General features: G+C 59.0%; 9 protein-coding genes. 4 read left to right on the plus strand and 5 right to left on the minus strand.

The features are described 5' to 3' along the window. Nucleotides 1-3,210, minus strand: coding sequence for an efflux RND transporter permease subunit (locus AC3WQN_RS22385; RefSeq protein ID WP_103401506.1), 3,210 nt, complete (start codon nucleotides 3,208-3,210; stop codon nucleotides 1-3). After that, nucleotides 3,207-4,544, minus strand: a complete 1,338-nt coding sequence (locus AC3WQN_RS22390; protein WP_256587331.1) for an efflux RND transporter periplasmic adaptor subunit — start codon at nucleotides 4,542-4,544, stop codon at nucleotides 3,207-3,209. The genes AC3WQN_RS22385 and AC3WQN_RS22390 overlap by 4 nt, the downstream gene beginning before the upstream one ends. 645 nt (nucleotides 4,545-5,189) lie before the next feature. Between AC3WQN_RS22390 and AC3WQN_RS22395 the strand changes: the two genes are divergently transcribed. Beyond that, on the plus strand, nucleotides 5,190-7,091 hold the full coding sequence (locus AC3WQN_RS22395; protein WP_103401507.1) for a potassium transporter Kup: 1,902 nt from the start codon (nucleotides 5,190-5,192) through the stop codon (nucleotides 7,089-7,091). A 7-nt stretch (nucleotides 7,092-7,098) separates the two neighbouring features. On the opposite strand, the gene AC3WQN_RS22400 is transcribed toward AC3WQN_RS22395, so the two are convergent. Beyond that, nucleotides 7,099-8,685 carry a RimK family ATP-grasp domain-containing protein gene (locus AC3WQN_RS22400; protein ID WP_103401508.1) on the minus strand — a complete coding sequence of 529 codons (1,587 nt, stop codon included), beginning with the start codon at nucleotides 8,683-8,685 and terminating at the stop codon, nucleotides 7,099-7,101. Nucleotides 8,686-8,777: 92 nt separating this feature from the next. On the opposite strand from AC3WQN_RS22400, the gene AC3WQN_RS22405 reads away from it, so the two are divergent. After that, nucleotides 8,778-9,968, plus strand: a complete 1,191-nt coding sequence (locus AC3WQN_RS22405) for a GNAT family N-acetyltransferase/peptidase C39 family protein (RefSeq protein ID WP_256587332.1) — start codon at nucleotides 8,778-8,780, stop codon at nucleotides 9,966-9,968. Then, nucleotides 9,941-10,378 carry an NUDIX hydrolase gene (locus AC3WQN_RS22410; RefSeq protein ID WP_103401509.1) on the plus strand — a complete coding sequence of 146 codons (438 nt, stop codon included), beginning with the start codon at nucleotides 9,941-9,943 and terminating at the stop codon, nucleotides 10,376-10,378. Before AC3WQN_RS22405 ends, AC3WQN_RS22410 begins: the two co-directional genes overlap by 28 nt. A gap of 133 nt (nucleotides 10,379-10,511) precedes the next feature. Here the strand turns inward: AC3WQN_RS22410 and AC3WQN_RS22415 are convergent, their stop codons facing one another. After that, nucleotides 10,512-11,183 (minus strand): NAD(P)H-dependent oxidoreductase, encoded by a 672-nt coding sequence (locus AC3WQN_RS22415; RefSeq protein WP_103401510.1) that lies wholly within the window; start codon nucleotides 11,181-11,183, stop codon nucleotides 10,512-10,514. Between the two features lie 91 nt (nucleotides 11,184-11,274). On the opposite strand from AC3WQN_RS22415, the gene AC3WQN_RS22420 reads away from it, so the two are divergent. Next, nucleotides 11,275-11,907, plus strand: a complete 633-nt coding sequence (locus tag AC3WQN_RS22420) for a TetR/AcrR family transcriptional regulator (RefSeq protein ID WP_103401511.1) — start codon at nucleotides 11,275-11,277, stop codon at nucleotides 11,905-11,907. An 85-nt stretch (nucleotides 11,908-11,992) separates the two neighbouring features. Here AC3WQN_RS22420 and AC3WQN_RS22425 read toward each other — a convergent pair whose 3' ends face one another. Then, nucleotides 11,993-12,475, minus strand: coding sequence for a GNAT family N-acetyltransferase (locus tag AC3WQN_RS22425; RefSeq protein ID WP_103401512.1), 483 nt, complete (start codon nucleotides 12,473-12,475; stop codon nucleotides 11,993-11,995). Nucleotides 12,476-12,830: the final 355 nt, after the last annotated feature.

Genomic DNA, 12,830 nt, shown 5'->3' on the forward strand with positions numbered 1-12,830 from the left:
TCATTCCCCCTCATGGCGTGGCTGGGCAGCACTGCCGGGAACATCCCCGGGTGGCGTTGCCGCAGGAGGCTGGGCGGTCTGTTGGGCCGAGCCCTTTTTCTCGGTGATCCGTTCCACCAGGTAGTAGAACAACGGGATGAAGAACACGGCGATGACGGTCGCCGCCAGCATTCCGCCGATTACCCCTGTACCGATGGAGTGGCGACTGTTTTCCGAGGCGCCGACGGCAATGGCCAACGGCACGCAACCGAGGATGAACGCCAGGGAGGTCATCACGATCGGCCGCAGACGCTCCTTGGCGGCAGTCATCGCGGCGTCGTAGGCGGACATGCCGGCTTCCCGGTTCAGTACCGCGAACTCGAAAATCAGGATCGCGTTCTTCGCGGCCAGGGCCACCAGCATGGTCAGTCCGATCTGGAAGTAGACGTCATTGCTCAAGCCCCGGAGCATGACCGCGAGCAGGGCACCGAACAAGGCGAACGGCACCGCCAGCAGCACGCCAATGGGCAGGGACCACTTCTCGTACTGGGCCGCCAGGATCAGGAACACCATGACCAGGCCGAAGATGAAGACCTTGGATGACGCACCGCCGCTTTTCTTCTCCTCGAACGCTTCACCACTCAAGGCGAGTGCATAGTCGTTGGTCATGATCTCGGCGCTGATTTCCTCCAGGGCCTTGAGCGCCTGACCCGAGCTGTAGCCGGGGGCGGCGTTGGCCGTCAGCTTGACCGCCGGGAAGTTGTTGAAGCGGGTCAGCAGGTCGGGACCGGTGACGTAACGGGTGTTCAACAGGGCCTTGAGCGGCACCATTTCGAGGTTCTTGTTACGCACATAGATCTCTTGCAGGTCCTCGGCCTTGAGGCGATAGACCGGCTCGGCCTGCAGGATGACCTGCCACAGCCGGCTGTACTTGTTGAACTGCGAGACGTACAGGGAGCCGAACATCGTCTGCATGGTGCTGTAGACATCTTCGACCGGCACCCCCAGTGCTTCGGCCTTTTCCCTGTCGACATCCACCATCAGTTGCCGGGAGTGGGCATTGAAGGTGGAGGTGACGACGCCGAGTTCGGGGCGCTCCTTGGCCTTCGCGACAAGGGTGGTGACCATTTCGGCCAATTGCTCGATGCTGCCATCGCCCTTGCTTTGCACCCATACCTCCATGCCCCCGGTGGTACCCAGGCCTGGAATGGAGGGTGGGTTGACCGGCAGGATGATACCGTCCTGGATGGTGGAAAATGCGCGGGCAGCCTTCTGTATGACGGCGGGAGCGCTTTGCTCCTCGATGGTCTCGGAGTCCTTGTAACGCTCCTCGAAGTCCTTGAAGCCAACGAAGAAGGCCCCGGCGTTGTTCTTGTTCTGGCCGTCCAGCAGGCTGTAGCCGTTCACGATGGCCACCCCTTCGACGGACGGATCATTCATGAAGAAGTCGCTGGCCACCTTGCCCACCTCTCCGGTGCGATCCAGGCTGGCGGCATCGGGCATGATCACGGCGCCGAGCAAGTAGCCCTGGTCCTCGGGCGGCAGGAACGCACTGGGGATACGCTGCGCCATCACCACGGACAGCACGATCATCCCGGCAAACAGCATGAGGGCCAGTGCCGAGCGCTTGATCATGAAGGCTACCGAGCGCGAGTAGCCTTCGGTCATACGCTCGAAGCTGCGTTCGAACCAGCGGAAGAAGGCGTTCTTCTCTCCGTGCTGGGGCTTGAGCAGCAGCGCGGCCAGGGCCGGCGACAGGGTCAGGGCGACCAGGCCGGAGATCACCACGGAAATGGCGATGGTGATCGCGAACTGTTTATACAGCTGGCCCGTGATCCCGCCCATGAAGGCCACCGGGATGAACACCGCACACAGCACCAGCACGATGGCTACCACCGGGCCTGCCACTTCATCCATGGCTCGCTTGGCGGCGTCCTTGGCGTTCATCTTGTGGACATGCATGTTGCGTTCGACGTTCTCGATCACCACGATGGCATCGTCCACCACGATACCGATGGCCAGCACCATGCCGAACAGGGTCAGCATGTTCACCGAAAAGCCCATGGCGGCCATGCCGATGAAGGTCCCGATAATCGATACCGGCACGGCCAGCACCGGAATCAGCGTGGCGCGCAGGCTCTGCAGGAACAGGAACACCACGATCACCACCAGCACCAGGGCTTCGAAGAAGGTGTATATCACCTCGGAAATCGATGCACGGGTAAACGCGGTGGTGTCCATCACGATCTTGTATTCGATGCCTTCGGGGAAGGTCTCCTTCATCTGCGCCAGGGTTTCGGTGACCGCCTTCGACACGTCGAGGGCGTTGGCGCCGGGTTGTTGATAGACCGCGATCAGCGTGGCGGGACGGCCCTGGTAGGTACTGCGCAGCGAGTAGTCTTTCTGCCCCAGTTCTGCCCGTCCGACATCCTTGAGACGCACGATGGCGGCGCCGTCGTTGCTGGCGCGCAGAATGATGTTTTCGAACTCGGCCGGCTCGGTCAGGCGCCCCTTGGTGGTCACCGCAAAGGACTGCTCCACGGCTTCGCCCGTCGGGGACTGGCCGACACGGCCAACGGCAAATTGCTGGTTCTGGTTGGACACCGCTTTTTGCACATCGGCGGCGGTGATCCCCAGTTGTGCCATGCGGTCAGGCTTGAGCCAGATCCGCATCGCATAGTCCGGCGTGCCGAAGATGGCGGCCTGGTTGGCCCCGGGGATGCGCTTGATCGCATCGAGCAGGTACAGGTTGGCGTAGTTGGCGACGTACGTGCTGTCGTAGCGGTCACCCTTGGAGTACACCGCCAGGACCATCATGAACGCCGATGATTTTTTCTGTACCTGGATGCCCTGGTTCTGTACGGCGGAAGGCAGTTGGGGCAGGGCCAGGTTGACCCGGTTCTGCACATCTACCTGGGCCAGGGACGGGTCGGTGCCGATCTCGAAGAACACGTTGAGGGTCATGTTGCCCGTCGCGGAGCTCGACGAGTTCATGTAGATCATGTTGTCCGAGCCGTTGACCTGCTGCTCGATAGGGGCGGCCACGTTGTTGGCCACCACCTGTGCATCCGCCCCGGGGTATGTCGCCGACACGGTGATTTGCGGCGGTGTGATGTCCGGGTATTGGGCGACAGGCAACTGGAGCATCGCCACGGCACCGGCCAGGGTGATGATGATCGAGATGACGGCGGCGAAGATCGGTCGGTCGATACAATAGTGAGAAAGACTCATGGGCGTTTCTCACTGTCTTTGCTCGGCTCACCGGCGGCCGGTGTTGGCGCGGCGGCCTTGCCAGCCGGGGTGGACGCTTTCGGCTCGACGATGTTCAGCGGACCACCGGGGGTGACCCTGATCGCACCATCGACCACGATGCGTTCACCGGCGTGCAGGCCCTGGTTGATAAACCAGCCGTCGCCTTGCCAACTACCCACCTCGACCACCCGTTGCTCGGGCTTGCCCTCAGCATTCAGGACCCAGACGAAATGGCTCTTGGCGCCCTCGAGCACGGCTTTTTGTGGCACCAAGATGGCGTTCGGCCGGGAGGCTCCTACCGCCCGGGCGCGTACAAACTGTCCGGGGCGCAGCAGTCCCTTCGGATTGGCCACCACGGCGCGAACCAGGAAGGTACCGGTCTCCTGGCTATAGGACGGTGCAGTGAAATTGAGGGTGCCGCGATCAGGGACCACGGAACCGTCCGCCAGCACCACTTCGACGACAAACTCACTGCGTGGCGGGAACTTCAGGTTGCCGGCGGCAATGTCGTCGCGGTACTTGAGGGTTTCGTTTTCCGAAAGGCTGAAGTTGACGTAGATCGGGTCCATCTGCGACACCGTGGTCAGCAACCCTGACTCACCCGGCGTGATGTAACTGCCTTCCTGCTTCTTGGCAAAGCTGGACAGGCCGGTGAGGGGAGAGCTGATAGTGGTGTAGCTGAGATTCAGTTGCTCGGTACGAACGGTACCTTCTGCGGCCAGCACGGCAGCACGGGTCTGACGCTCATCGCCGACGGCATTGTCCAGGTCCATCTTACTGACGGCATTCTGTTCCGCCAGCGGGCGAACGCGGGCCAGTGTGGCCTTGGCCACTTCCCAGCGCGCCTGCTGCTGCGCCAGTTGGCCCTTGGCCGAGAGCAGGGAGGCCTCGAACGGCTTGCGGTCCATCTGGAACAGCGTTTGCCCGGCCTTGACCAGGTCGCCCTCGACGTACTGCCGTTTTTCCAGGAAGCCGGCCACACGGGCGCGAATCTCGACCTCGCGGGAGCTCTCGGTCTGGGCGACGAATTCAAAGGTGACGGGGGTGTCCTGGGCGGTGACAGTCATTACGGTCACATTCGGGGCATGGCGGGCCGTGGAAACGGGTTCCTTGCCGCAACCGGCAAGCAGGCCGACTATCCCGGCCAGAACGGCAATCGACAAACCAATACGGCTGGAAAAAATGCCTCCCTGCGGATGCGTTCCAGGTGCTGGGCAGTGCGGGGTACTGATGGCCGTAGTCTGCACCTGAGCGGTGCCTTGGCGCTGGTCTTTCCCTTGGAACTGTCCGACATCGATCGTGGTTACACCCATGAACCCCTCCATAATAAAAGTCACCGAACAGCGTAGCACCGCTCATAGGGGGCATTTGCTGACTTTAATCAGTGATTGCGACGTGCCGCACAGATGCCCGCGGATAGACTTGGCACGTACGTTCTATAACCGCCAATTGAGAAACCCCGTACAGATGGCGCTTGCAATCCCCCCGGTATTGCAGGCCTTTGGAGCGAAGTCCGGTTTCCGACGGTGAAGGCAATACGGCGCGCCTGACGGTCTGGACGGACGATCAATGCAGTGTGGTAGGGGATAGAGGGATCTGCAAATTTGTCGGCGTGAAATCTGTCATTGCGCACCAAAATCGAGGCGATCATTGCGTGCCTGTCACTGGCCGTTCGCCTGGCGTAAAAAAAATTACGCTTTCTTTACGGAAGGTGTTTTTGCTCGCAAGGATACTTGCCGGCGAATTTTCGAGCGTCCACGGGGCCTGTAGCCCTTCGTTTCCTTGGCGTCCCTGGAACTGCCCGGGTGCACAAGCCAATGGAGGGCATCGCAAGGGCTACAGTCTTTATTAATCGTTCGAATCTTTGGTTGATCCACGCAAGCGCCTCACCAACGCCAGGAAACCGCCTGGTCCGGGGATGGCATGCGCTTCCCCCCTCAATTTTCGAGACGCAGCACGTGACCGACACAGCGACCCGCGCAAATGATGACACCCACGCCAAGACGTCAGGGGCGGGCTTGCTCGTCGCTGCCGTGGGCGTGGTCTATGGCGATATTGGCACCAGCCCTCTTTACACCCTCAAAGAGGTGTTTGCCGGTCACTATGGGGTCCAGGCCAACCACGATGGCGTGCTGGGAGTCTTGTCGTTGATCTTCTGGTCACTGATCTGGGTGGTCACCGTCAAATACGTGCTGTTCATCCTGCGCGCCAACAACCAGGGCGAAGGCGGCATCATGGCACTGACGGCATTGGCCCGGCGGGCGGCAGCGCCCTACCCGAACATGAGCCGGGTGCTGGTTCTGCTGGGGTTGTTCGGCGCGGCACTGTTTTACGGGGATAGCATGATCACCCCGGCCATTTCGGTGCTGTCGGCGGTTGAAGGGCTGCAGTTGGCGTTTGATGGCATCGAGCACTGGGTCGTCCCTTTGTCCGTGATCATTCTGGTGGCGCTGTTCTTGATCCAGAAACACGGCACGGCCCGTATCGGCATTCTGTTTGGCCCGGTCATGGTGTTGTGGTTTGTGGTGTTGGGTGTGCTCGGCATCTACGGCATTTTGCAGCGCCCGGAAGTGCTCCAGGCGCTCAACCCGGCTTGGGCGGTACGCTTCTTTGTGGTTCACCCAGGGATCGGCGTGGCCATCCTGGGGGCGGTGGTCCTGGCATTGACCGGCGCTGAGGCCTTGTACGCCGACATGGGCCACTTTGGTCGCAAGCCCATTGCCCGCGCGTGGTTCATCCTGGTGTTGCCGGGGCTGGTACTCAATTACTTTGGCCAGGGTGCGCTGATCCTGGACAACCCGGAGGCGGTGCGCAACCCGTTCTACCTGCTCGCGCCGGGCTGGGCACTGCTGCCCATGATCGCTCTTTCCACGCTGGCCACCATTATCGCTTCCCAAGCCGTCATCTCCGGCGCGTTCTCCCTGACTCACCAGGCGATCCAGCTGGGGTATGTCCCGCGCATGTTTATCCAGCACACCTCGAGCCAGGAACAGGGCCAGATCTACATCGGCACGGTCAACTGGGCGTTGATGGTCGGTGTGGTGCTGCTGGTGATCGGTTTCGAATCGTCCAGTGCCTTGGCCGCCGCCTATGGGGTCGCAGTGACGGGAACCATGTTGATCACCACCATCCTGTCCTCGGCGGTCGTCCTGCTGCTATGGAAAACGCCACGTTGGCTGGCGATCCCGATGCTCCTCGGTTTTCTGTTGGTCGACGGCCTGTACTTTGCCGCCAATGCGCCGAAGATCTTCCAGGGCGGTGCGTTCCCGGTGATCGCGGGCATTGGCCTGTTCATTTTGATGACCACCTGGAAGCGGGGCCGCAAGATCATTGTCGAGCGGCTGGACGAAAGCACGCTGCCCCTGCCGCTGTTTATCAGCAGTATCCGCTCGCAACCGCCCCATCGCGTGCAGGGTACGGCGGTGTTCCTGACCGCCAGGGCCGATGCCGTTCCGCATGCGCTGTTGCACAACCTGCTGCATAACCAGGTGCTGCATGATCAAGTGGTGTTGCTCACCGTGGTCTCCGAAGACAGTCCACGCGTTTCGGCGGACCGGCGATTCGAAGTCGAGGCTTACGGTGAGGGGTTCTTCCGGGTCAGCTTGCACTTTGGTTTTATCGAAGAGCCGGATGTGCCCCTGGCCTTGAGCCTCTGTCACCTGAATGAACTGGATTTCAGTCCAATGCGCACGACGTACTTTCTTAGCCGTGAGACGGTCATCCCGACCAAGCGCATCGGTATGGCCCGTTGGCGAGAGACCCTGTTCGCCTTTTTGCTCAAGAACGCCAACAGCAACCTGAAGTACTTCAAGCTGCCGTTGAATCGGGTGATAGAACTGGGCACACAGGTCGAGATGTAAAAGACGCTCACCAGGCCTGGCCACGCCGCTTCAGCTCAAGGCGGCGAATGAACTCTTCCAGGACCAGGGCATACAGGTCGTCCTGCAGGTACGCGTCTTCGATACCCGCATCGAGGTTGGGGTTGTCGTTGACTTCGATCACCACCACCTTGTCGCCCGATTGTTTCAGGTCGACGCCGTACAAGCCGTCGCCAATCAGGTTGGCGGTCTTGACCGCCAGCTCGACGACCGCGCGCGGTGCCTCGTGGACCGCCAGGGTGCGGCATTCGCCGTTAATGTCCTGGCCCTTGGCCTTGTGGTTGTAGATCTGCCAGTGACCTTTGGACATGAAGTACTGGCAGGCGAAAATCGGTTTGCGGTTGAGCACGCCGATACGCCAGTCGTATTCGGTGTAGAAGAACTCCTGTGCCAGCAACAACACCGAGTGTTCGAACAGCTCTGAGGTGGCTTCCAGCAGTGCTTGCTGGCTTTCGACCTTGATCACCCCTCGGGAGAAACACCCGTCGGGAATCTTCAGCACTAATGGAAAGCCCAGGCGCTCACCGACGCGCTCGAAGTCTTCCGGTCGTTCTTTATAGAGAATCTCGGTCGCTGGCATACCCAGTTGGTGGCTTTTGAGCAGGTCGGTCAAGTACACCTTGTTGGTGCAGCGCAGGATGGAGGCGGGGTCATCCATCACCACCAGGCCTTCGCTTTCCGCTTTCTTGGCGAAGCGGTAGGTATGGTTATCCACGCTGGTGGTTTCGCGAATCAGCAGGGCGTCGTACTCGGCGATGCGTGAATAGTCTTTCTTTTCGATCAGATCGACGTCAATGCCCAGCCCTTTGCCGACCCGGATAAAACTGTCCAGTGCCTTGGCATTGGAGGGCGGCAATGCTTCTTGTGGATCATGCAAGATGGCCAGGTCATAACGGGCCACGCGGGGTGAGCGCGGTACTCGCCAGACCTTGCGGCTGAAACTGTCCAGCGAGTTGGCAAACGGGTCTTCCTGGTCTTCGCGTAACTTTTGCAAGACCCCGGACTTTATTCCGTCGATCCGCCAACTATTACTTTTGCGGAACTCTACCAAGAGGATAGGGCACGGGAAGATTTCGAAAATTTGCCGTGCCAGTTCCTGTAAGGGTTCAAGATTGGTTTTGCCGAAGTACAACGTCAGCGTGAATCCTTCGGTATTACTGTAAATATGGTTGTTCAGTGCTTTGTCGAGGGTTTTACCAAGATCATCCAGTGCCAGACCATACAGTGACTTCTTGGTTAGCTCGCTGATAGTGCGCACGGACGGAATAACCTTATGGCCACGTGCCTCTGCCAGCAGTGAGCAGTAGTAACCATGCCCCAGGTACTTGTAGCTGCGGCACAGGTTAATAACCTGAACGCGCTTGCCGGCTTCGATCTCAAGGGGTTGCTCCAGGTACTCCTGCGCACTCATCACGTCCTCCGAGGGGAAGTAAGAGGCCCAGTCTTCTTTTCGCTCAACAATAATAATCACCTGGCTGGATCTTCCAGGTGCGCCCGCTAAATAAGTCAGGTTTGATATTGCCGTTAATCGATTTTGCTCTGATACTTCGCGCAAGCCGCCCTGTACCGCTGACATATGAAAAGGTCCGTTGGAGAACAAGTCCTTATCTATTAAGCACGATACTTTTTAAAAGTCTCGTTTCATTACGCAACTTTTACGGCGGCCCTATGACCCTGTTATTTCGTAAAGCCACACAGGATGACCTGACGTCTCTGCTGGAACTGGAGAACCAGTGTTTTACCTCTGATCGGCTGACGCCACGCAGCTTTCAGTGGATGATCAGCCGGGCCCATGCCAGCCTGATCGTTGCACAAGTCGGCAGCCAACTGATGGGTTACTGCCTGGTCCTGTTTCACCGCGGCACCTCCCTGGCGCGCCTGTACTCCATCGCCATCGCCGCCCGCAGTCGTGGCCTGGGCCTGGGAAAGCAGCTACTGGACCAGGCGGAAGACTGTGCCCGCGCGCACGACTGCGCCTACCTGCGACTGGAAGTCCGTCCGGACAATCCGGTCGCCATCGGTCTTTACGAGCGCCATGGGTACCGGCGTTTTGCCGTGGTCAACGACTACTACGAAGATCATGTGCCTGCGCTGCGGTTGGAGAAACGTATTGTGCAGCATCGGGACAACCGTGAATTCCAGGTTCCTTATTACCAACAGACCACTGAGTTTACCTGCGGACCGGCCTGCCTGTTGATGGCCATGAGCGCGTTACAGCCTGATCGCGTGATCGAACGCAGGGACGAGCTGCAGATCTGGCGTGAAGCCACGACGGTGTTCATGACTTCGGGCCACGGTGGTTGCAGCCCACAAGGCCTGGCACTGGCGGCCTGGCGCCGAGGATTTCGAGTGCGCCTGCAAGTCAGCGTCGCAGGTCCGCTGTTTCTCGACGGCGTGCGCAACGAACACAAGAAGGAGGTAATGCGCCTGGTACATGAAGCGTTCTACAGCGAACTCCAACACAGTGATGTGGAGCAGGTCAGCAGCAACCAGCTGGATCTGCCGCTGGCGCTGAAGGCCGGCGGCCAACCCTTGGTGCTGATCAGCAGTTATCGCCTGACCCGCTCAAAAGCCCCGCACTGGGTCATCGTCACCGACTACGATGAAGAATTCGTCTACCTGCATGATCCGGATGTTGATCACAGTCAGCACCGCCAGGCACTCGACTGCCAGCATCTTCCCGTCAGCCACGAGGCGTTCGAAAAGATGTGTGTTTTCGGCGGCAACAAGCTGCGTGCTTCCGTGACGCTTTACGCACATCGGCCCATACCAGGCACGGCTTACCTGAAAGCGTATGATGGCCAGCCTTCATTGCCGATATGGAAATCGCCATGTTCCCTGACAAGGCCTGCTCAGTAGTTCTTTCATCCACGCTGCTCCCCAGGATCCTCTTGTTCCGTCATCCGCAAGCTGGGGTGCAACTGGTAAAGGGCACCATTGAAAAGGGGGAAACACCGGGCCAAGCGGCCCTGCGTGAACTCGCGGAAGAGTCTGGTATAAGCGCTGCCATAATCAAAGACAATCTAGGGTGTTGGGATACCGGCCATCACGGTCAGATCTGGTCGTTTCAACTGTGCCAGCCAGGTGGACCATTACCTGAGCAATGGTCTCATCAGACGCTCGATGACCATGGCCACCGTTTCGAATTTTTCTGGGCTTCGCTCGACCAGTTACCCTATGCCGATTGCCACCCTGTCTTTCGTCGAGCGCTGGTCTTTTTGTGCGAGGCTTTGGAAGCGCGTGGGCACTGGACGGACAAGTATCCCTGATTCATCTGCTGAACGACTGCTTTTGGCCGACTGCTGCCGCTCAAGAGCGGCAGTACCAACTTGGCGCCTACGTTTTTCAGTCGATCACTCGCTATCCGCCCTCCATGTCAACCGACGCAGTTTCCTCGTACCTCTATATGCCAAACCTACTCGACGGCGCAGCCGAATCTTCGATGTGTCGAGGTGGCTCTCTGGGCGAAAACATAAGCGTGCGCATCGCTGCGAAGATTTGGCGCCCCAGTTGCTCGGCTGCTTGCAGCGCCTTGGTCGAGTCTGCGGTTTCACTGTCCAGTAGCAGTTCCGAGGTAATCACCTCAGCCCCGCAGTAATCAAAAATCCCATGATCGATTTGCGCCTTCATTGCCGCGGCATAGCCATGCCGCGCATAAGTCGCCGTATCGGCACCGCCGATACCTACCAAGTGAACGCTCAGGTGCGGCAGCTTCTTGATCAGGGCGCTTTGCAGGTTGAAGTCGAACGCCCAGCCGTTCGAGAACACCCGGTCTATCCATCCCTTCAATAGCGCGGGCATGGCCCACCAGTAAACCGGGTACACCAGCACCAGGGTATCGGCGCGGTCAATTCTGGCTTGCTCCACCTGCACATCGGTAGAAGGCGGCGCCTTTCGGCGATGCACGGCCAGGTCGGCTTCGGTGAAGCGGGGGTCGAAGCCTTCCTGTGCAAGGTCGGCTATCTCGAACGTGTGGTGTGGTCCTGCCAGGCCGATGCCTTTGGCTATTTGCGAGGCGACGGCGTGAGTCAGCGATTCAGCCTCTGGGTGAGCGACAACGATGAGAGTGTGCATGTCGGGATCTCTTGGATAGATTGAACCGCCAGGTTGACAGCTATATACTTTTAGTAAGTTAAGGTTGCTAAGTTACTAATGGTATATATGGATGTCAATCACTGAGCAGGGCCCCATCGACGGGCAACACAAGCCGCGCCGTCGGCTGGCCAGAGAGGAAAGGCTGCGTCAGTTGTTGGACGTGGCTTGGCAATTGGTGAGCAACGAAGGCTCCGAAGCGCTGACGCTCGGCAGGCTTGCCGAGCACGCCGGGGTGACTAAACCGGTGGTTTATGACCATTTCGCGAGCCGTTCGGGATTGCTCGCCGCGCTGTACAAGGATTTCGATCAGCGTCAGACCTCCATCATGGATGCTGCCGTGCAGGCTAGCGAACCGACGCTCTTGGGCAGGGCCACCGTCATCGCTTCGTCTTATGTCGACTGTGTGCTACTTCAAGGCCGGGAGATACCCGGGGTGATTGCTGCGTTGGCCAGCACGCCGGAGTTGGAAAAAACCAAACGAGAATATGAAGCGGTGTTCCTGAGCAAGTGTCACACGCTATTTTTGCCATTCGTGGGTGCCGGAGAACTGAAATCGGCCAGTTTGCATGCAATGCTGGGGGCTGCTGGAGCGCTTTCAGACGCCGCAGCCAACGGTGAGATTACGGCCGAAGCGGCTAAAGATGAGTTGTTGGCGGTAATCGTTGCGATGGTCGCCAGGAACGCTCGGGGAGAAGTGGACTGATCAAGCTTTCGAACAATCAGAAGCCGTTAGCGTACGGTCGCTTTCGACCCCTTGCGGACGTCCAGCGAGCAGAGAGGCTTGCGAGCTAGTTTCCGATAGTCCAGAGCATTGTCTGAACCGTGATATGCGGATGACTTTCTAAAGGTTCCCATTCATCTATGAAAGAAAAACCCTGCTTCAGATAGAAGCTCGAGGCTCTCGCATTGTCGGGAGAAACGTCCAGAAAAACGCGATCATGCCCTTTCCCCATCGCGCGAGATTTCACTGTCTCAACCAGCTGAGTTGCCACGCCAGAGCCACGTGCAGCGGGTTCAACCCACATTCCGATCAAGTTATAGCGATTCGCGCCGTTGACCCCGGCACCGATCATTCCCACAGGTTTGTCTTCCTTGATGGCCAGCCAGAACTCCGTTCCGGCTGACGAGGCTCGTTCTTTCCACTGTTCGTCACTGTAACTGGCGGCAGCTTGGTAACTCACACCAAATGCTGTCGGTGTGTCCAAAAGCGCGGCGAGACGGACTTGCTTCAAAAGCATCCAGTCTTTTGCTTCCGTCGATCGAATGTCCATGATCTTCCTGAAAATTTGCGACACCTCAACGTCTCACAAGAGTGTCTAGGGAGCAACCGGGTTGTCGTTGCGCAAGGGCCGCTCTGGGCCGATTTCTGCCTGTCGCGATTGCCCATGGATGCCTGCTTGATGGTGCGAGCGAGCTTCTATGCTTGTATACAGCACCCACCCCTGCCGGGGTTTTCCACGTTCGTTAGCGAGCCTCCAAACCCTTGTGTATGCGCATTGTAGTGCTGGCCCTGATCCTGACGCTGTTCGGCTGCGCTACAGCGTCGGACCCGCCGAGGGGCGAGGGTGGCGATTGGCGGTCCTTCTATGTAGTGAATCATGGCCTGCATACCGGGTTGGCAATTGC

This window comes from Pseudomonas sp. FW300-N1A1, from assembly GCF_058789115.1.

Excerpts from the sequence above, each read along its gene's own strand:
- AC3WQN_RS22415 (WP_103401510.1), bottom strand. The coding sequence starts at position 11,183 with ATGCACACTCTCATCGTTGTCGCTCACCCAGAGGCTGAATCGCTGACT.
- AC3WQN_RS22420 (WP_103401511.1), top strand. The coding sequence starts at position 11,275 with ATGTCAATCACTGAGCAGGGCCCCATCGACGGGCAACACAAGCCGCGC.
- AC3WQN_RS22385 (WP_103401506.1), bottom strand. The coding sequence starts at position 3,210 with ATGAGTCTTTCTCACTATTGTATCGACCGACCGATCTTCGCCGCCGTC.
- AC3WQN_RS22425 (WP_103401512.1), bottom strand. The coding sequence starts at position 12,475 with ATGGACATTCGATCGACGGAAGCAAAAGACTGGATGCTTTTGAAGCAA.
- AC3WQN_RS22390 (WP_256587331.1), bottom strand. The coding sequence starts at position 4,544 with ATGGGTGTAACCACGATCGATGTCGGACAGTTCCAAGGGAAAGACCAG.
- AC3WQN_RS22410 (WP_103401509.1), top strand. The coding sequence starts at position 9,941 with ATGTTCCCTGACAAGGCCTGCTCAGTAGTTCTTTCATCCACGCTGCTC.
- AC3WQN_RS22405 (WP_256587332.1), top strand. The coding sequence starts at position 8,778 with ATGACCCTGTTATTTCGTAAAGCCACACAGGATGACCTGACGTCTCTG.
- AC3WQN_RS22400 (WP_103401508.1), bottom strand. The coding sequence starts at position 8,685 with ATGTCAGCGGTACAGGGCGGCTTGCGCGAAGTATCAGAGCAAAATCGA.